The organism is Bacillus sp. FSL L8-0654 (genome assembly GCF_038629965.1).
GTDB lineage: Bacteria > Bacillota > Bacilli > Bacillales > Bacillaceae > Bacillus > Bacillus safensis.
This window is the reverse complement of sequence record NZ_CP152026.1, coordinates 397252-419533: the sequence shown is the minus strand read 5'-3', so window position 1 is coordinate 419533 and position 22282 is coordinate 397252. Positions and strand designations below refer to the sequence as shown.

General features: G+C 45.9%; 3 protein-coding genes. All 3 read right to left on the bottom strand.

Translation table 11 applies throughout. The features are described from left to right. Position 1 precedes the first annotated feature (1 nt). The 3 genes from MHH65_RS02000 to MHH65_RS01990 all read right to left on the bottom strand — a co-directional run bounded on the left by MHH65_RS02000 (position 2) and on the right by MHH65_RS01990 (position 22245). Positions 2 to 8197 carry a non-ribosomal peptide synthetase gene (locus MHH65_RS02000; RefSeq protein WP_268414330.1) on the bottom strand — a complete coding sequence of 2732 codons (8196 nt, stop codon included), beginning with the start codon at positions 8195 to 8197 and terminating at the stop codon, positions 2 to 4. A gap of 14 nt (positions 8198 to 8211) precedes the next feature. Then, positions 8212 to 18345: an amino acid adenylation domain-containing protein gene (locus tag MHH65_RS01995; protein WP_342497888.1), complete on the bottom strand. Its 10134-nt coding sequence runs from the start codon at positions 18343 to 18345 to the stop codon at positions 8212 to 8214. 63 nt (positions 18346 to 18408) lie between these two features. Beyond that, positions 18409 to 22245 carry a non-ribosomal peptide synthetase gene (locus MHH65_RS01990; protein ID WP_098677308.1) on the bottom strand — a complete coding sequence of 1279 codons (3837 nt, stop codon included), beginning with the start codon at positions 22243 to 22245 and terminating at the stop codon, positions 18409 to 18411. Between the last annotated feature and the right edge of the window lie 37 nt (positions 22246 to 22282).

Sequence of the window (22282 nt, the reverse complement as noted above, 5' to 3'; positions counted from 1 at the left end):
TTTACCCCTTTATAATCGTTTGAAGAATCCGTGCCAGTTCATCTGCCTGCGGTCTTTTCATCATGGTGACATGGTCGCCTTTGATGTGGTAATACGAGCACGACTCTTTCGTATAAGCCTCCCAGTCTGCGAACTTCTTCTGGAAATCGCTTGCGTGATCACTGCTTTGGACAATATAAAATGGCACAGGGAATGGTTCTTTTTCTAATTCAATGGCTTGTGACATGATCGTATTATGCGTTTGCATTTGCAAATATTTATCTAAATATTGATCATTCATGAATTGATGAACAACTTCATCCTTTTCTGCCTCTTTGAGAATTTTCTGCTTCACTTCTTGGAAGGTCAATCCTTGTAAAGCTTCTGGCTGAATGCCGACCAGATTCCCCATTCCAAGGACAAGCGCGAGCATTTTCACTTCTTCTTCGTTCATATCGGCATGAAGTGCCTGATCTGCCTCATCTCTTAGCACTGGCACCGTATCTAAAATGATGAGCCCTTTCGGTGCTTTCCCTGCATGGCAGAGCCGCTGATTCATTCCGTAGGCAAGATGCCCGCCCATTGAATGCCCTGCGAGATAGTCAATCCCCGGACGGTAGAACGTCTCAATAGCTTCAATAAAAAGGGTTACAAGCTCCGTGTAATGGAGGAATTGCGGCTCTTCATCCTCATATAGGCCAGGAGACTGCAAGGCATACACAGCACCTTGATGTGTCATGAGCTTAGTAACATCAATATAGCCCATCACCGTTCCACCAGCAGGCGGTGCAAAGAATATTCTCGGTTCGGCTGGATCGCCTTTTTTCAGCTCGATCACGTAGTCCTTCGGAGACCTTTCGACGTTCTCAGCGGCTTCTGGCACTGCGTCCAAATGTGCGGCTAATTGCGCAGGCGACGGGTGCATGAAAATCCATTTTGGATCAACTCGAACACCTTTTTCTTTTAATTTGGCCACAGCCTGAATACTCATAATGGAATCGCCGCCCAAATCAAAGAAGGAGTCATACATACCTACTTGCTTCACACCAAGCACTTCCTTGAAAGCGGCGACAATCCGCTCTTCCGTTTCGGTGACCGGTTTGTCGTCATCATGTGAAAGGGTGATTGTTTCTGTTGGCTCTGGCAGTGCTTTTTGATCAACCTTCCCGTTCGTTGTCACCGGCATTTCATCCAGTACGACAAAGTAACTTGGAATCATATAGCCTGGCAGGCTTTCCTGCAAAAAGGCTTTCCAGCTCGGAACAGGGTTTTCTCCATCTGTCACAAGGTAGGCCGCCAGCCGTTTTGAGCTGCCATACGTTTTGGCGATGACTGTACATTCTTTGATTTGTGGATGCTTGAGCAGGGCTGTCTCAATTTCTCCGCATTCAATACGGTAGCCTCTAATTTTCACCAGGTGATCCTTTCGGCCGAGATATTCAATGGTGCCATCTGACCGCCATGTACCAAGGTCGCCTGAACGATACAGCTTGTCTCCCTTTAGTTCAGGAAAAGGATTGTCAATAAACCGCTCCTTTGTCTGCTCTGGATCATGAAGGTAGCCTTTCGCAAGGCCGGTTCCGCCGATATAAATTTCTCCTTTGACGCCTGCTGGTACTGGATTGAGCGCTTCGTCTAGTATGACAACAGTTGAGTTCGACACCGGCACACCAATTGGAACTGATTTTGCGCCTGCTGGCACGTGTGTGACTTGATGTGTTGTGGCTAATGTCGTGTTTTCTGTTGGACCGTAAGCATTGACAAGCACACCTTCCATATGCGGCAGTGCCTTTCGTGCATGCTCACTAGACATGGCTTCCCCGCCAACGAGTAATGTGCGGTAGCCTGCCACACTTTTTGGATCGTGCTCCACCAGTCGATTAAATAATGCGGTTGGCAGACAGTTGGCTGTCACTTGATACGTTTTGATGAATTGCGTTAATTCTTCCATATTCAGTGCTGCATATTTTGGGAGCAGAATCAGCTGACCGCCATTCAGCAGCATTCCCCATAATTCAAATGTAAAGGCATCAAAAGCATAGTTTGAGAGCTGTAGCATTTTGTCATCTGGACCGAGCTTGATATAGTTTGTTTCTCTCACTAAGCGGATAACTCCTGCATGAGGGAGCATCACGCCTTTTGGTGTACCTGTTGAGCCTGATGTGTAATTGACATAGGCGATCTGGTCTTCACCTATGATGGATGCTTCTCTTTGATACACTGCATTTGTTTCTCGTATTGGCTTGTCCATGATAATCCTTGTACCTGTAAAGCCTACTAGACGATCTGCAAGATGAGACTGGGTGATGATCACATCGCTTTGCGTATCACGAACGATGAGACGGATGCGTGCATCAGGATATTCAGGTGACATCGGAACATATGCAGCACCAGATTTAATGATTCCTAGTACCGACACAATCATGTCAAAGGAGCGATCAAATAGCATCGGTACAAGGGAGCCTGGTCCAATTCCTTTTGACTGCAAGTAAGCAGCAAGCTTTGTCGCCTTCTTATCCAAGGCTTCATACGTCATGTGTTCATCCATATAGGACAAGGCAATACGATAAGGATCACGCTTCACCTGTTCTTCAAACAATTCTTGAAGCGTCCGCTTTGGATATGGCGTATCTGTTTGATTTTTTCCTAGAATCATGGCCGCCTGTTCCACTTTGTCCATTAAGCAATAATCAGCAAATGTACGCTCAGGCTGTGCCGTCATGCCATCTAGCACATGGAGATAATAGTTCATATAACGATGAATGGTCTCTTGATCAAATAAATCCGTATTGTATTCCACATGAATCGACAGCTGCTCTTCCTGTTCAAATATATGAAGGGTGAGATCAAATTTAGATACTGTATGATGGACCATCACATGTTCACTTGTCAGCCCTTTAAGGTTTACATCGAGCGAATCGGTGACATACCCCATAGCCGCCTGAAAAATAGGTGACCGGCTTAAATCTCGATCTAACGAAAGGTCATCGACAAGCTTGTCAAATGGATAATGCTGATGCTCAAAGGCTTTTAACGTCATCTCTTTCACGTTTTCCAAGAGATCAGCGAACGTCTCTGCTGTTGAGACGTCCTGTCTCAGCGCAAGTGTATTCACAAACATCCCAACAAGCTTCTCTGATTGCTTGGCATCCCGGCCCGCGATAGGCGATCCAATGATGATATCCGTCTGTCCGGACAGCTTGTGAAGCAGGACGTAGTACGCGGACAGCATCGTCATGAACAAGGTCGTGCCCTGCTTTTTGGACAAAGCCTGCAAGCGTCGGATAAGCGGTTCATCCAGTACAATTTGCTCTGTAGCACCGTTAAATGTTTGAACCGGCGGACGAGGACGGTCAAACGGCAGCTCCAGCACTGGAAGTTCACCTTGTAACGTATTGAGCCAATAGGTTTGGTCTTTTTGATGATGCTTTAATTGTTCATTCTCCCAATGTACATAGTCTGTCCATTCGATTTCTAAGGCTGGGAGCTGCGGCGTTTCATCTGCAAGCAGTGCGTCATATGCCACTTCTAATTCCTGAATGAGCAGGCTGAGTGACCATGCATCTGAAATGATGTGGTGCTGCGCGCAAAGGAGATAATACTCCTCCTTGCCCATATCTACTATCGTCCACTGCGCAAGAGGCCCTCTTTCTAAATCATAGACACGTTCTGCCTCTTGCTGAATGAGCTGCTTGAGTCTTCTCGCTCTTGTTTTTTCATTAAATAACGAGAAATTTGCCACTGTCACAGATGGCGGAAGGTCTTCTCGAATGAGTTGGACCGGCTTGCCGCCAAGTGATTTAAATACTGCCCGAAGTGCTTCATGCCGTTTTGTTAAAAGACCAATCGCTTTTGTTAATGCTTGAATGTGTAATGATCCTGTCAGCTTCCAAGCACCTAATATATTGTAATGATGGCTCTTTTCTAATGTGGATAAGAACCAAATACGCTTCTGGGCATGAGACAGTTCATAGCTTGTTTGCTTTTCAAGCTTTGGAATTTCAGCCTCCTGAACGGCTGGCGCCCCTTTGATGTCATCAACCATTTGCGCCAGATGTGCCAGATGTTTGCTTTCAAATAATATTTTTAAAGGCGCCTTCATTGAAAATTCATGATTGATCCGGGAAATGGTTTGAGTCGCTTTTAGTGAATGTCCGCCAAGGTCGAAGAATTGATCCTCTTTGTACACGCGATCTACATCTAAAATGTCCTGCCATATGGCGGCAAGAACCTGCTCTGTCTTCGTTTCTGGTAATTGCTTTTCAAGACTTTGTCCATTTTTGTGATGATTCAGTTTGAGGGCTTCATGATCAATAAAGCCATCTTGTTTTTTCGGTATTTCCTGTACTTGCTGAATGTCCCATTTGCCTGCTGCGGCGCTCGTGATCTCTTCAACATGCACTTCTTTGCCAGGCTGAACGGTGTAAAAAAGCTTTTTCTCAAAGACCGGTATTGGAGCTGGCTGAAGATACCCGGCGATGTCTGGGTTTGCTCCGTCCAGACCAATAAATAGATGCGCTTCATTGAGCCGGACACCTAAACATAATGAATGGAGACCTTGTTTCTTTCCAATCAATTGAAATCCCTTGCGAACGGTGAGAGCTGCTCCGGTATGCCCCTTAGACAAACCGAGATTATCCCACATACTGAAGTTCAAAGAGATTGCTCGTCTTCCTTCTTGAAAGGTGAGAGCGTGCGCGAGTCCATCTAAAAAGCTGTTGGCCGCAGAGTATGCCCCAAATGTTGTACCGCCAAAAAAGCCATTGACCGATCCAAAAAAGACAAACGGTACTGTCGGATCATACTTAAAGGCTTCCTGCAGGACCCATGCCCCGTCTGCTTTCCCTGACATTTCTTTTGTGAAATCCTCTTCTGACGTATGAGCCAGTGTATACTTGTCCGCCTGCTGAAAATGCTCAAACACATTACCAGCACCGGCCAAATGCAGCACACCCCGGAACGATTGTCCAAAATGCTTTTCTGCTTCATAAATCGCTTGTTCAACGTCACATAAGTTGGTCACATCCGCTTGGATATAAATGACGTCACCAACATCTTTTAGCTGTGAGAAGGCTTCTTTCTTTTCCAAGCTGTCTTCCAGAGATGTCCGCCCAATCAATACGAGCTTTAAGCCAAATTGGAGCATCTGCTTAGACAGCTCAAATCCAATTCCGCCAAGTCCTCCAGTCAATAAATAAAGACCTTCATATTCTAAAAATCCTTCTGTTTGAGGCGCTTCGATCATATTGACTTTTTCCAGCTTTGGTACGAATCTGTCCCCATTTCGGTAAGAAACCTCTGCTTTTATATGAATCGCAGACAATTCTTCCGCAATATGCTTGGCATCCTGTTCTACATCCTCCGCTTCAATATCAAGATGAGACACCTCTGCTCCTTCCCATTCTTGCGGAATGGTTTTTAGCAGGCCTACAAGCGGCGTTTTCTCCACATGAAGATCGTCTCCAGGCTTCACAAATTGACCACCTTTTGTCACAACGACAAGACGGATGGGCTCTTTATTTGCTTGTCTCAATGCTTGATACAAGTACAAAATGGATTGACCCGTGCTGGCATGCAGCTCTTTGAACTGCGCAGGATCCACGGTGTCTTCTTTGTCTGACACATTCCACAGATGGAGCATGCGCCCGGTCTTTAGTTCATCTGCTTCAAGTGCGGCAACGAGCCTGACGTAATCCCCCTTGATTCTCGGATTTATCTGGTACATCCCTTTGGACAGACGCAAAAATTCATGCCCTTTTCTCACAGAAATATATGGCTGTTTCTTTTGCTCAAATTGTGCGTAAAGCGATTGATAAAGTCCTTTTTCATCCTCAAAAACGAGAACATGGTCAGCAAAAGGCTGAGTTGGACCGATATGCTCCTTAGCCCAAATGCGTTTGAAAAACCAGTCTGGGAGTGTTTGTTCATTTTCAGAAGCAAGATCCAGTGCCTGTTCAATGTCACGGAATGCTCCATCTTTTAGTGCTGCGCCTAACTGGGCACGCTGGATTTTCCCACTCTCCGTTTTTGGAAATTGGTCTTTTTTCACCGGAATGATGTGATCAGGCTCTATTCCGATTTTTCGAATGATGGCCTCTCTCATCTGTTGAATTATCGTGATTTGTTCCTCTATTGAATCCCTTTGTGAGACAAAAAAGACGGCAAGCGTGTCATTGCTTGATTCGGGATTATAAATGCCGTACGCAGCGGCAAAGGTGACTTCAACCCCGTCCACCTCTTCAACAACCGCTTCAATTTCGTAATTCAAATAGTTAGCGCCGTTGATAACAATGATGTCTTTTTCTCGACCTGTCAGAACGAGACGCCCTTCATGAATAAAACCTAAATCCCCTGTGTGAAACCAGCCGTTTTCCGCAAAAACTTCTTGGTTGGCTTCTTCATTTTGATAGTAACCCATCATAATTGTTGGACTCTTCACTTGCAAGCGCCCAACCTGATCTTCTGGCAGCACTTCGTGATGCTCATCTACGATTCGAATCCATACAGAAGGAATCGGCGTGCCGACTTCTGTAAACGTCATCTTGTTCGGATGATCGTGCGTCACATATTCGATCTCACTTGTTAACGAGGTCTGATCGATCGTCAGCTGTCCATCCTGTTCACTGTTCCGCATAAATTTCTTTGACTGAACAATGGCTGAGGATGTTTCTGACATGCCGTAAGCAGGTACCATCGCATGACGGCTTAATCCGTGCTGACTCATGATATGCATGAAGCGCTGCGTGACTTTCGGGACAACCGCTTCGGCTGCATTCATGATATAAGTCAGAGTAGACAGGTCCCAGCTCCCCTTACGAATGTCGTCCTCATATTCATTCATCATGGCAAAAGCAAAGTTTGGGGCCCATGTTCTTGTGACACCGTATGTTTCTACCCAATCCAGCCACACCATCGGCCGCTCGATAAATTGATCGATGGATGGACTAATCTGCTGGCAGCCAAGGTAGACGTCATGTACATGAAACATGACAATTCCACCAACATGATCAAGCGGCATCCAGTTAAGCGACACATCCTCATGTGTAAAGCCGTTTACCTGCTCAAAAGCCATAATTCTAGATAAAATGCTTTGATGATGATGACGGATACACTTTGGAACACCCGTACTTCCTGAAGACAGGAGCTGCAGCACAGGCTCATCCGGCTCCGGCTCATAATGCTGTTCATCTGGTTCATACGCCAGCAATGCTTCAATTGTTAAGATAGGCATGACCTTTGCTTCAAATGTCTCACGCAGCCCAGCAATGTCCCCAGCACTTGCTTCATTCGTAATAATGAAAGGTTCATTTTGCAGCTGAAACACGCCCTTCAGCTTATTCACACCTTGATTCATTTCATCATAAACAGGAGGCACAGAGACCGGGGTCGGAATGATTCCTCCGAGTATACAGCCCCAGAATACCGTGATAAAATCTTGATGATCTTTCAATTGAAGTAACACTTGATCGCCGTTTGTCAGTCCTGCTGCCCTTAAACCGGACAGAACCCGTTCAGCGCTTGTTAGTAATTCAGGATAGGTTTGGGTCAACGTACGCCCGTCTTCTTTCATATAGGTCACCCCGCGGTCTGGTGACATAAAGGCTGATCGAATCAGCACCTCTGTCAGTGTGACAGGTGTGCCTGGTTTTTTGATCACATCTCCGCCATACACAAGTGCGGGCGGCTTCTCATGGACAGATGATGGTTTTGTTTCGCTCGCTTCACTTTTCGAAAGCGGTACATTCCCTTGGGTACGCTGTCGATCAGGAAACAGATCATCTAAGTGATAGGGCGTTCGTTTTTCTGGCTGACTTTCAATGAAAGCAGCCGCTTCCTCTACACCATCTATAGCTTTGGTGCGCTCTTCTATCTTTCTTAATTCCTCTTGATCTATGATTTCAATTGAAAGCAGTGCCTCTTTGTCGACTGCTCCACTTTCTGTCTTTGGCAAAGAAGGTAATAAGACGAGAGCGGCTGGCACTTCATGAGGATGAAGCGGACCTTTCTTCAGATCCTCTCTTGTCAGCGAAGGGTCCTTCGCCTGTGCAAATAGCACAAGCGATAGACTGCCTTCTTGATTTTTCTTCGGAATGATTGCACATTCCTTTAGCGGAAAATGAAGCATCATGACTTGCTCTAATGCTTTGAGATCCATCCGTTTTCCGTTGATTCTGACGATATGATTTGCTGCATGTCCTTTTCGTCTACTCACTAACATCGTTTCTTCTCCTCCTACATCCAATCCAAAATCTGAATCTTGTTTTCTTCAGTCCAAACGCCGACATCCCCTGTCGGATAGAGGTATTCGCCAGTTTGATGTTTGAATGGATGCGGAATTTTATGCGCCTCCATCCAATCGGCAAGCTCCCCGCAAAGTGCTTTGATATCCTTTGCGCCGATAAAAATATCTCCCGGAAATCCTACCGGCATGAGCTGATGCTCTTCGCTCAGGACATATATTTCTGTCTCACAGGAAGGATCATGCACACCTGAATAGACCTCTTCTTGATCTGGGTACAGCACGCTGACTTGTGCGTTTTTCGCCCAATCGGTGATCATCCGCTCTTTTTCTTCATTCGTCACGATCGTGAAGGAAGAGAGGGGTGTCTCCATTTGTTCTGTCATGGCTGCAAGTGTGTGGATCAGCTGCTGCATCAGCGATTGTATTTGCTTTTCTGTATATTGATTGAAGCGGTATGTGACCCGCAGCTCCAGCGTCTCTCCCGGAACTGCCACAAGGGTCAGGTCATAGTTCGTTTCTTCATGACTCGCAATGTCTAAAATGCGTATACCGTAAGGCTCGATAGATTCAATCGGATAGTTTTCAAACACGACAATACTGTTAAACAATGAATCTCCATTCGGGATGTGAGTCAGCTGCTGAATATCTGGCAGTACGGTATATTCGAATTCCCGCATCTGAAATACTGTTTCCTGCGTATGTGCCAGCAGCTTGGAAATGGTCCACTCTGGCGTGATCGGCAAACGGAGCGGCAATGTGTTAATAAAGAGGCCTGTCATACTTTCAACCTGTGGTAAGTCCGCCGGCCGTCCTGATACTGTCACTCCGAACACGACATCCTCTGATCCTGAATGAAGATGCAAAAGCAGCCCCCACGCTGTTTGAATCAGGGTGCTCATTGTCACCTTCTGCGTGCCTGTCATCTCTTCGAGTTTCTGCTGCATCTCGGGCGTTAGTTTGATACTTAGCTGATCAACACCTGCTTCTTGATCCGAAGCTGGCCCGTCTTCTCCTGGAAGCGGTGTAGCCTCCTCTACTCCTGACATATAACCTTTCCAGAACTCTAGCGCCTTCTCTTGATCCTGCTTTTGCAGCCACTCGATAAAATCTTTATATGGACGTACAGCAGGAAGATCCACCTCCCGTTCATCCACAAGAGAGCGATACAAAGAAAAGGATTCTTCAATAAAACTGAACAAGCTCCAGCCATCAATTAAAATATGATGAAAGCTAAAAACAAACGTGCATGTGTTTTCATCACGATGGAATAAAGCAATACGAATCAGCGGTTCATCCGTATCTTCTAGTTTGAAATCCTTTGACCGATCTGTTTGCAAATATTGCTGAATGGCTTCCTTCTGATCCGTTTCACTCAGGTGGCGCACATCGTGCTGAGTGAGCTGAATACTTCCTTCTAATTGAATCAACTGAACAGGCTCCTTTAGCCCTTCCCAAGCAAATGTTGTCCGCAAAATCGAATGACGCTCTACTAGCAGATTCCATGCCTTTTCATAGGCTGCGCCGTCCGTTAAGCCTTCGAGTGTCATATGCACTTGACCAAAATACGCCTGTGACGCTTGATCTAATAATGCATGAAACAGCATCCCTTGCTGCATTGGAGATAGTGGATACACATCCACTACACCATCTGGAAGCTCATCGATTTGCTTTTGCGTCAGCTGAACCATTGGAAAATCAGATGGCGTAAAGCCGCCTTTTGTCTCTACACAATGCGTCAGAATATCCTCCATTTTTTCTTTGAACCGTTCAGGTAACAGGCGCACCTCTTCATACTGAAGCAGTTCACGATGGATCATAAAATTCATCTGAAGCTGACCGTTCACAACATATCCGTACACATCGATCAAATGCTGTCTTTCTGCTTTTGGATCATGTACAAGTCCATTTCGTTCATCTGCTAAATAAAGATGTGCTTCACCGTCTATTTGATCTAACTGTCCAAGATAATTAAAGCTCATCTGCGGCGCTGCCTTTTTGAGTAAACGAGATGCTGTCATGTATTGAAGCAAGCCATAGCCGATTCCCTTTTGCGGCACAGCTCTTAAGGTTTCTTTAACATCTTTGATTTGTCTCTCAATATCGGTTTGAATAAAAGGAATAAAAATAGGATAAGAGCTTGTAAACCATCCGACTGTTCGTGACAAATCCATCTGTTCAAATAAATCCTCGCGTCCGTGCCCTTCTAACGTTATGAGCAGCGGCTTTCCAACGGCTTGCGTGAGTCCGGATAAGAGTAAATCGTTTACCTCTGTTCGGTACGCTTGTGATGCCTGCCTTAGTAAAATATCTGTTTGATCCTTCGTCAATTGAATAGACAAAATCTCTGCATGTTCTTCTATATTGAAAAGTGCAGGTGTTTGAAAAGGAGAACCCTCTTCCTCTTGGCTCGTGATCTTTTGCCAAAAAGGAACCTGCTCTTGTAATTGATCGGTTTGCGCGTATTCATAAAGAGCATCTGCCCACTGCTGATAGGACGCAGTTTTCTTTGCAAGCGCGATTTCCTGCCCTGCCGCAAGCTGCTTCAGTCCATTTAATAGGTCTTCCTGTATGATGCGCCATGAGATTCCATCCATCACAAGATGATGGGCAGCGATAAAGAGTTCAGACGTACCATCACTTGTGTGAAAAAGAATGGCTTTGATTACTTCTCCCCGCTCTAATGACAACGTTTCTTGACAAGCGGCGGTCTCCATGCGGATTTGTTCCAGCGCTTCCTCATGAGAAACACTCGTCAAATCAAAAAAGGTGACACAAGGGGTGATGCCAGGCGCACGAATGGTTTGAATCCACGAGCCATCTGCTGTTTTGGTATAAACCGCTCTCAGCATATCGTGATGATCGACAATTTTTGAGAGAACCTGTATCAGCTGCTTTAGCTGTATGGATTGCTTGAATTCCATATGCGCTGATAAATTCCAATAATCTTGGTTTGTCATTGATTGTTCAAAGAACCATGATTGGATCGGAAGCAGACGAACAGCTCCTGTGACAGGCGATTGATCATAGGACGCAGCAGCATCTGACCTTTTCATAGCGAGTGCCAGCTGTGAAATCGTCTGTTTTTCAAATACATCTCTCGGCTGAATGACGTAGCCTTCCTGTGCTAAGCGCGCCACCATTTGTATGACAATAATCGAATCCCCGCCAAGCTCAAAGTAGTTATCATGTACGCCAATCGAAGGCGTACCGAGCAGCTGAGTCCACACTTTTTCCAGTAAGCGTTCTTCCTCACTGAGTGCCCTGTCAGCCGGTATGTCCACTTCTTCCTGTCTCCACTCTGGCGGCGGGAGACGTTTTTGGTCTACCTTGCCATTTGCCGTGAGCGGAAGTTCCTCCAGCTCTATTAATAGGCTTGGCACCATATAATCTGGCAGTATTTCTTTTAATTGATAACGAATGTCTTGCGTAGTCATGCTGCCTTTTTGGACAAAATAACCAATCAATCGCTTGTGACCACTCTCATGCTGATGCGGAATGACCGCACATTCTATGATGTCTTCAAAGCGCAGCATGGCGGCTTCAATTTCTCCGCATTCGACGCGGTGTCCGCGAATTTTTACTTGATGATCGATTCTTCCAAGGCAGTCGATGATGCCGTTTGGCAGCCAGCGGCCCATATCGCCTGTTTTATATAAACGCGCTCCTTCTTGGAAAGGATGCGGGATAAATGATTGCGATGTTTTTTCTTCATCTCCAAGGTATCCGAGTGCAAGCCCTGTACCGCCTACATAGATCTCTCCAATGACACCTTGCGGAACCGGCTGCAGCTGGTCGTCTAGTACATAGGCCTGTGAATACGCAATTGGCTGACCGATAGGAACCGAGGTCTGCCCCTCATCCACTGCCCGAATGTGATGCACACAGGAGAACGTCGTATTCTCAGTTGGTCCATAGCCGTTTAATAGACCTTCAGGTAAATACGGCAGCGCTTTACGGATATGAGCAGCTGACAAAGCATCACCACCGACCAATAATGCATCGAATCCAGATAAAGCTTCTGGATGTTCCTCTGTTAATCGGTTAAACAGCGGTACTGTCAGAAATCCTGTTGTGATCTTGTAAGATGTCAGCGTGTCAGCCAGTGTATCCATTGATAAGATCGTATTTCGATCGGTCAGTATCAGCCTTCCGCCGTTGAGCAGGGCTCCCCATATTTCATACGTAAAGGCATCAAAGGAAAAGCTCGCGATTTGCAAAATACGCGTTTGTTCATTAAGGGTGACATAATCTGTTTCACATACAAGCCGGATGACCGCTTGATGCGGAATTAAAACTCCTTTTGGCTGACCGGTTGATCCTGATGTGTAATTGATATAAGCGAGTCCATCAGGTTTTAAAGCAGCAGACTTGAGTTCTGCCTCTGATAAAAACTCTTCATACCCCTGATCAAGACAAATGAGCTCGGTTTGACTGATCGAGACTTGTTTCAGCCATTCATTTTTTGTCAGTAACAGCTGAATACCTGTATCCCTCAGCATATAATCAATGCGTGCATCTGGATATTCAGGATCAATTGGGACGTAGGCCCCGCCTGCTTTCACAATCGCCAGCACCCCAAAAATCATTTCAGGCGACCTGTCAATTAGAAGCCCTACTGGTTCATGCGGCTTCACTCCTCGCTGCTGCAGATAAGCAGCAAGCCGGTCGACTTTCTCTTGTAACTCCTGATACGTCCACTGTTTTTCCCCAGATTCGAGGGCGATCGCATGAGGTGTTTTTTTCACCTGCGCTTCAAACCGTTCTGTGATGAGAAGCGGGCCTGCTGGTTGTTCTGTGCTGCCGCTCCATTCATAAAGCAGCTGATCCCTCTCTTTCTCTGGCAGGTAATTCATTTGTCTGATTGGCTGTGCTGGATTTTCACAAATACACGCAAGCAGCTGCTCGTAGTAACGAAGGAACCGATCCATCGTGTCGTCAGAAAATAAGTCTGCATCATACTCCAGTTTTACTTGAAGACCCTCCGCCCCTTCAAAAACAAACAGGGATAGATCAAATTTAGCCGTATCGTTATCTTCAATGGCTAAAACGGATGTCGCCTCGCCCATCGGAGAAGCTTCAAGGGGCAGGTTTTGCAGAACAAACATGACCTGAAACAGCGGCTGCTTGCCAGCCTCACGTACAATATTCAGCTCATCTACCACCATCTCAAACGGCACATCCTGATGCGCATAGGCGCCCATTGTTGTTTTCTTCACTCGCTCTAATAGCTCTGTGAAAGCTGGATTGCCGCTATGATCAATCCGAAGTGCCAGTGTATTCACGAAAAATCCGATGAGCTGCTCCATCTCCGTCCGATTTCTCCCGGCAATGACGGATCCAATGACAAACTCATCCTGTGAAGACAATCGATGCAGCAAAGTAGAGAAAGCCGAAAGTAATGTCATATAAAGGGTGCTGTCTGTTTTCTGAGAAAGAGCAGCCAACTGGTCAGACAGCGGCTTCGACAAGCGGTATTTTTTCGTTTTTCCCCTATAGGATTGAACGGCCGGACGCGTGTAGTCATACGGCAACATCAACTCTTCCACAGGTACCGCAAATTGCTCCTTCCAATAGGAAAGCTGCTTCTGAAGCGTTTCTCCCGTCAAATACTCCTTCTGCCAAAGTGCGTAATCTGCATATTGAATCGGCAGCGGTGAGAGATCAGGCTCCCTCCCTTCGATCATCGCTGTATACCACTCGGACAGCTCCTTTGCGGCAATGCCAATCGACCAGCCATCTGACACGATGTGGTGAATGGACATCAGCAGCAAATGATCTGTGTCTGACAGCCGAATTAGTTTCACCCGAAAGAGTGCATCATGCTCTAAGCGGAAAGGTGTGCCCGCTTCTTTTTTCGCCCACTCAGCCGCTTTTTGTTCTTTTTCTTCCTGTGATGAAAGATCTGATACATCGACAACCTCAAGCGCTGGAAGAGTCATATGCTCATGTATGATCTGTACCGGTTCATCGCCGTTCATTGCAAAGGATGTTCTGAGTGATTCATGCCTTTGCAACATTTGCTGCAGGCTGCGCTGAAGCACCTTCACATCTAAAGGTCCATTCATCCGAAAGGAAATCGTATTATTGTATAATGGCAGATCAGGCTGTAATTGATAGAGAAACCACTGTCTTTGCTGAGCATAGGACATCGGAAGCTCCTGACCCTTTTCTATTTTCCGTATCGGAATCGCTTCATCGGCTTTGGCATGTGAATCAATCCAGTCGGCTAACTCTCCAAGTCTCGTATGCTCAAAAAGAACAGCGAGCGGCACGTCAAATCCCGTTTTCTGTCTAACAGCAGACAGCATTTGCGTTGCCTTGAGCGAATGACCTCCGAGTAAAAAGAAATGATCACCACAGCTGATGTTTGAGACATCAAGCAGTTCGGACCAAATATGTGCCAAAAGTTTCTCCGTCTTAGTTTGAGGTGCTCTGTCCTCTGAACCCTGTCCACTTTCTTTTATTAATTCATTGAAATGCACTTCGTCCGGCATCCCATCCTCTGTTTCTTTCCAGTATTCTTCAGGATATAGATGGACGGAATATTCACCAGAGAGACGAGACTGTATACACGTATAAATGGATTGATACAGCCTTTCTTCAAAAGCCTTTGTTTGATCGGTTTTGAAAAAGACATATACGGCCTGCTCTGTTTGTATTTCCCCTTGTATCATCTCTTGAATTTCCTGCTTCGACCGATCCAGCCCGATATAAATGAGAGGAGCATCTGTCATCAAGCATGCCAGCATTGTTTGAATGCCCGCCCGTTTTGGAATCGGGAGATAACCTCTTTCTTTTAGCATGCCTTTGATCATTGAGCCTTCACTCATTCCGGTCTCATCCCACATGCTAAAGCTAAAGCAATACGGCTTTACAGTAGATGTCAGCCTCTGATAATGAGCAAATTGTTCAACGAACTCATTGGCTGCGCAATAAGCGCCAACGGTCATCCCGCCCTTTAACGTTCGAGCTGACGAGCTGGAAAGGAATAAGACATTGTGCCGTTTAGATGCTGCTTCATGAAGCGAAATCGTGCCATATACCTTCGCTTCGTACATCGCATGTAATGAAACAGACGTCATGTCACGAAGCAGCTCTTCTTGAATGATGCCAGCGAAATGAATAACGCCATGCAGCCTTTTGCCTAAAGCCGTCTCCTCTCTTGAGATCAGGGTTTCAATGGCTTTTGCGTCAGTAATGTCTACTTTTTCATAAAGAACTGTGCCGCCGCGCTTTTCCGCTAGATTCTCAAGTGAAATCAATACGTCATGCTGCTCCGCAGATAAAGCCTCTCGCGCCTTTCTTCCAACCAGCACAAGATGCGCTTGATAGGATGTCAGCAGGTGCTCACTCAGCATTCGTCCAATGCCGCCAACCCCTCCTGTCATCACATAAAGCCCGGAAGATTCAAATGGCGGTTTCTTCACCCTTTGTTCTTTTTCTAGATGAAGCGGTGTTAAAAGAGGAGTATAACGAACACCTTCGCGATAAGCAGCGATATGATGGCTTGTGTCATGTGTAAGCTCTGTCATGATCGATGATGCATGAGAACGGTCAGCATCCGGTTCTGTCAGAGAAAAATCAAGGCATCGCACCTTGATAAACGGCCATTCATGCTGAACAGCTGTCATCAGTCCTGCTGTCGTTGCTTTCTCCACATCATGTGTTTGATCTTCCGGCAAGTTCATCGCATGAGCAGAGACAAAGGTGATCTCTACCGGCTCCTCATAGGCAGCGATCGCTTTTGTTACATATAAGGCACTCATGCTGCCAGTTTTCTGTGCTTCTTTTGCCAGCGCTGCATGAAGTGTGTCTTCTTGAGTTGTGTAGTTCCAAAGGTGAATGATTTGTTTCACCGAAACGCCATACGAACGGAGTGTCTCAAAGAGTTGTTCGTAGTCAGACGGCCGATTCGGGTGGATGATGAAGTGTGTATGTGTGAGTTGTGTGAATGCTTGACCCGGTTCAACCGTAATATACGTTTGTTCATTGCTTGAAAGGGATTTTAATTGATCTGCCAGCCCTAATGTGTCTGCAAAGATCACCATGTTCCCAGCTGTTTGTTTTTCAGCTTCATGAAGCGGAGCAGGTGTCCACTCCTTTTGTAAACTCCAATCAGGCAAGGTGTGTTCATTTTCAAGTCTAATGTCCAGCTCCTTGATGATTTCATCAAATTCGCCTTCCTGCCATCGCTTCTTAAGCTGTGCCCTTTCTATTTTTCCAGAGCTTGTTTTCGGAAAGGCATGCTTCTGGACAGGAATCACGCGCGATGCAGACAGCCCCATTTTTGTCGCAATATGGGATTTAATATCCTGACTTGCCCTCATGATATAAGAAGGTTCATACAGCTTCGGTGTAAAAAAGAGAATCAACTCGTCGGATGCAGATGCTTCCATCCGGGCGGAACAGGCCGCTACAAAGCTCGTTTCGACGCCGGGTATTTCCTCTGCAATGACTTCTATTTCATAGTTGTGATAATTTTTCCCGTTGATGATGATCATGTCTTTTTCTCTTCCGGTTAATGTCAGCCTTCCTTCGTGCAGAAAACCTAAATCCCCCGTGTGAAACCAGCCGTCTGTTTGAAAGACTTCTTGATTCGCTTCGTCATTCTTGTAATAGCCCTTCATTGTCGTCGGCCCTTTAATTTGCACACTGCCAATATGATCTTCGGGAAGAAGCTCATGCTGATGATTCACGATACGAATCGTGATACCCGGAATCGGTCTTCCCAGCTCTGTAAAGCTGACGGTTCCTGTCTCACGTGTCTCCGCTGGTCTTAGCTGCTCTGTGAGTGATGTTTCCTCAAAGGTTAGAACCCCGCTGCTTTCATCTCCCCGCTCTATCGCAAAAGAGAAGACAACGGCTGAAGAGATTTCAGACATGCCGAATGCCGGTCTAATGACGTCTCCCTTTAAGCCGTGCGGAGCAAGCAAGTGTAAAAATCGGTGAATCGTCTTCGGTACGACCGCTTCTGCCCCATTGATCATACAAGTCATAGCAGAAAGATCCCAAGATCCTGACGAAATGTCTTTCTCATAATCATTGATCATCGCAAATGCGAAGTTAGGCGCCCATGTTTTCGTTGCACGGTAGCGGTCCATCCAGTCAAGCCAGCGCAGCGGCTGAGCGATAAAATCATCTGTTCTTGCCCGAACCTGCTCACAGCCCGTGTACACATTGACTAGGTGAAACATCACAATACCGCCAATATGATCTAAAGGCATCCAGTCTAACGACACATCCTCTTGTGTAAACCCATTGGCTGCCACTGTTCCTTTGACATTCGCCAGCACGCTTCGATGAGAATGTTCTACGCATTTGGGCATCCCTGTACTTCCAGACGTTAAGATAAAAAAGACTGAATCATCCGGTGACGCGGGATAAGCTTCTATATCTCTTGCTAAAGAAAGCATCGGCTCAACGGCTGCAACACGTAACTTGTCTGTATGCCACAATAAAGCTAAGCCTTGCACCTCATCAATCAGCGAGTCATCTGTTAAAATGAGCGGATGCTCCAGCAAGTGCCACGCATGATGAAGTTTCTTCACGGAGGCATTCATTTCCCGATAGGTCGGTGCAGCGGACACTAGTGTTGGAACAAATCCGCCTAACACACACGCCCAAAAGGCTGTTACCATCGCGTGATTGGATGAAAACTGAAAGAACACAGGATCACCCGGTTCAAGTCCTAATGCCCTCAAACCTGTCAGAACCCGCTCAGCGTCCTCCTTTAACTGCGCGTAGGATTGCGTGAGTTCATTCTCACTATTGACGATATAAGTCAGACCATTTGTCGTTTTTGCCGCCTCTGTTAAGGCGTCCTGTAAGGTTTGGGCTCCTGCGTTAACATCTAGATCCCCTCCATAGGAAAGGGCGGGCGGCATGTCCGCTAAAGCAGGGGAAGCCGTTTGCGTCTGTATCGATTCAGCTGCGGCCTCCTGCTCCATGTGATTGTCGAGAAATAAATGAGAGAGGTGATATGGCCGCGGTCGAATGGTTTTTTCACGAGAAAAAACAGCGAAGCGTTCGATTTCGTTGGTTTGTGAAATGGTTCTCTGTACATCTTGTAAAATCGTATCCATTGTTTCATGTACATTTGGTTCGTTCATAATTGATGGTTTCATATGAGTTCCTTTCCTTTTTTGACAGGCAGGGCTGCCAATATGCACCCCTGCCTGAACTAAAGTTTACAAAACGGCTTCTCTATTTTTTTGATTAATTATCTTTTGGATCAGCTGGGCATTTTGAGCTGCACATTCTTTGTTTTTGAACATGTCAGCGTGCTCACCGTAGCCTTGATAATAGCGATAAGCACCGGTGGTCGCTTCTTCCCAATGATCCATCCAATCTGGAATCTCAATTTGCTCTTCTGATTGGATGAAATCAATATCTGCTTGTATCTTTCCTTGATTCACCCCCTTAACAAATGTTTCATAATAGGCCCTCGTTTTTTGAGCAAGCGCTTCTTGAACGAGCTCTCCTTGGGCAAGTTCACTTTGCTTTGATTGATGGACAATCGATGCGATATCGTCATCGATGGATCGTCCTTCTAAATCACTTTCTCCAATTTTCTTATAGGAATCGATCATGATGACCTTTTCCACCGTCCGTCCTGCTTGTTCAAGCGATTGAACGAGCTCAAAGGCCAGATAGCAGCCGCCAGAGTAGCCCATCAAAGTCAGCGGTCCTTCAGGCTGAAGGTGCTGGATATGATGAACGTATTGCGTCATGCGGTGATCAGCTTCAATAAAGTCAAAGGCGATCAAACGAACGCTATCAAGCGTTTTGGCGGCTTCCTGATAGATAAAGCCGTAGCCAGGTAATGGCGGAAGAGCAAAGACTGTTGAAGTTTGAGATTCATTGAATACAAGATAGCCGGCAGCTTCATGATCCTGCTGTTGAATATAACGGCTGATGGCTTCAATTGTCGGCGTCTCAAACAGCAAGTGAATAGGCACCTGAACATCGAATTCCTTCGACACCTTTGATAAAAGCGACATCGCTTTTAAAGAATGTCCGCCAATCTCAAAGAAATGGTCATCTGTACTGATATCATCTCGTTCAAGCACTTCACGCCACATGACAAGCAGCTTTTGTTCTACCTCATTGGCCGGAAGCTTCACATGGCGGTTTCCTTGAGGCGCCTCTGGCTTTGGCAGCTGACGTTTATCAACTTTTCCATTTGGTGTCAGCGGCATTTTCTCAAGTCTGATCAGCTCATGAGGCTGCATGTATGCCGGAAGTTTCTCCTTCAACCCTGACTTGATCACATCCACTTTGTCCTTCCACTCATCCTCACACGTCATATAGGCGAGCAGTCTTGTATGCTGCGACGAGCCATGCTGATCCGTTATAAGGGCAGCTTGCTTTACGCCTGGATGCATGAGAAGGTGGGCTTCAATTTCTGTCAGCTCAATTCGGTGTCCGCGAATTTTCACCTGATCGTCCACTCTGCCTGCATACTCAATCAGACCGTCTGCTCGAAAATAAGCCAAATCACCCGTACGATACAGCCTTTCTCCCGCAGCAAATGGATGTGTGATAAAGGCTTCTTTTGTCAGATCAGGACGGTTCAAATATCCCTTCGCAAGTCCTTTGCCGCTGAGACAAAGTTCTCCGACCATTCCAATCGGCTGAAGCTGTCCTTGCTGGCTCAATATATAAGCACCCGTTTGGTTAATCGGCTTTCCGATTGGAATAGAATAAGCTTCGATCGGCGGAGCTTCATCTACAGGATAATAGGTGGCGAAAACCGTTGATTCAGTTGGGCCGTAGACATTGATTAGTCTGCCTTTCCCCATGACATCAAAGGCTTTTCTCACATGCTGTACAGATGCACGTTCCCCTCCGAACAGCACCTTGCGCACACTGCGCATCCAATCAGTTTCTTCATCAATAAGAAGATTAAATAAAGCAGTTGGAACAAACATGACAGAAATGCTTTCTCTTTTAATCAGCTCCGTCAGTTCGTGCATATCTAAAATGGTGTCTTTTTTCGGCAGGACAAGCTTTGCTCCGTTTAAAAGCGCACCATATACATCAAAGGTAAAGCCATCAAATACGCTGTTGGATAGCGACAGCAGTGTATCTGTTTCTGAAATGGTTAAGTAGTTCGTATTTTTGACCACCCGGGCAATATTGGAATGGGTGGTCATGATGCCTTTTGGCTGACCTGTTGTGCCTGATGTATACATGATATATGCCGTATCGTGTAAACCTGCTTCCAGCGGCAGATTCTCTGAGCTCATTAGTGAAATCTCCTGATCATCTGCAAACAGATACGTGCCATCAAACGCGAGTCCCTTCGCCTGACCAATAAAGGATGAGTGAGTCAGAAGATGCGTTACTCCGCTGTCTTTAAGCATGTATTGAATGCGGCTTTCTGGATAATCAGGATCGATTGGCACATAGGCTGCGCCTGCTTTTAAAACAGCAAGCAGACTGACAATGAGATCAGGCGTTCGATCGGCTAAAATGGCGATGACCGTTTGATGTTCGGCTCCATTTTTTTGCAAATGCCTTGCCAATCGATTGGCCTGTTCATTCAGCTCGGCATATGTCATCGTCTGCTCTTCTGCTGATAGCGCCACTGCATTTGGCTGTTTGCGGACATTATGCTCAAACCATTTCGATAAATACAGCTGGTCATGCTCAAGCTCAGGTGCATTCCATTCCTCAAGAATCAGCTGTTTTTCCTGTTTTGTGACGAGTGGGAGTGTATGAACCGATTGATCGGGATGCTTGACCGCCTCATTGATCAATAGGCTGAGCTGTTCCTTTAACTTATGAACAAATTGAGGATCAAACGCTCTTTGGTTAAAGGCAAGCTTCAATAGTAATTCTTCTCCAGGCGATGCGAGCAGATTGAGATCATAGTTTGATTTTTCATAGACATTCATGTCCTCCACCGTGAACCCTAACCGTGCCTCTTGCTCGTCCTTCTTTGCGGCTGGAACATTTTCAAACACAACAATATGATCAATGAGCTGCTGCTGACCTGTCTTTGCTTGAATATCATAAATCGGAATATATTGGTGCGGCTCGGCTGCAAGAGACTGCTGCTGTGTTTCTGACAGGAGCGCACGAAATGTCATGTGATCTGTCAGCTGAATTCTTCTTGGGATGACATTGATGAACAACCCAACCATCCTGTCAACGCCAGCCAAATCTGCCGGACGTCCTGACACAACTGTTCCAAACAGCACATCATTTGACCGCTGATACCTGCTCAGCAGAACCGACCAGACTGATTGAAGCGCACTGCTTAACGTCGCATTTTGCTGCAGCGCTAACTCTGATAAAGCGGCCGTTTCTTCTTTGCTCATGGACCATTCAATTTCGCCTAATTCATGTTCATTCGTCTGTTTCCGCTGCTCTTTAAAGGTCGATTGTCCATCAAACCCCGCTAATGATTGCTGCCAATATTGAAGTGATGCTTGCTTATCTTGTTTTTCCAGCCACTTTATATATTCTTTATATGGTTTGACCGGCGCTAACTTGTAAGGGATGTCATGTAAAAGTGCATGATAAATCGCAAATAACTCCTGCACCACAAGTCCAAAGCACCAGCCATCCAGAAGGATATGATGATAGCTCCATATCCAGCGATAGCTGGCAGGGCCCGTTTGGAAAACAGACGCCCGCATGAGAGAATCCTTCGAGAGGTCAAATCCTCTCAGCTGATCCTGTTGTTTGAATTTATCTATACGTTCAAGCTGTTCGTCTTCAGAAAGATCTTGCAAGTCCACAACATCAAGTGTAAAAGGACGTTCTTTTAGTACAACTTGGACAGGGCGCTTTACTTTTTCGTGGAGAAACACGGTACGAAAAATATCGTACCGCTCCACGATGATATTCATGCTTTTCTCAAGTAAGTCATAACGCAGTGTGCCCTTAACGTTCATATCCATTTGCTCTACATAAAAGCCCTTTTCTTGATGATGGAGGGTATGAAACAGCATTCCTTCTTGCATCGGTGACAGATAATACATGTCTTGAACTTGATCCCTTTTAAATTGACTCATCTATTTCATCCTCCCTTCCTTTTTTATGATTCATCTC

Coding starts and splice junctions, on each gene's coding strand:
- MHH65_RS02000 (WP_268414330.1), bottom strand. CDS start 8,197: ATGTTAGTGAGTAGACGAAAAGGACATGCAGCAAATCATATCGTCAGA.
- MHH65_RS01995 (WP_342497888.1), bottom strand. CDS start 18,345: ATGAAACCATCAATTATGAACGAACCAAATGTACATGAAACAATGGAT.
- MHH65_RS01990 (WP_098677308.1), bottom strand. CDS start 22,245: ATGAGTCAATTTAAAAGGGATCAAGTTCAAGACATGTATTATCTGTCA.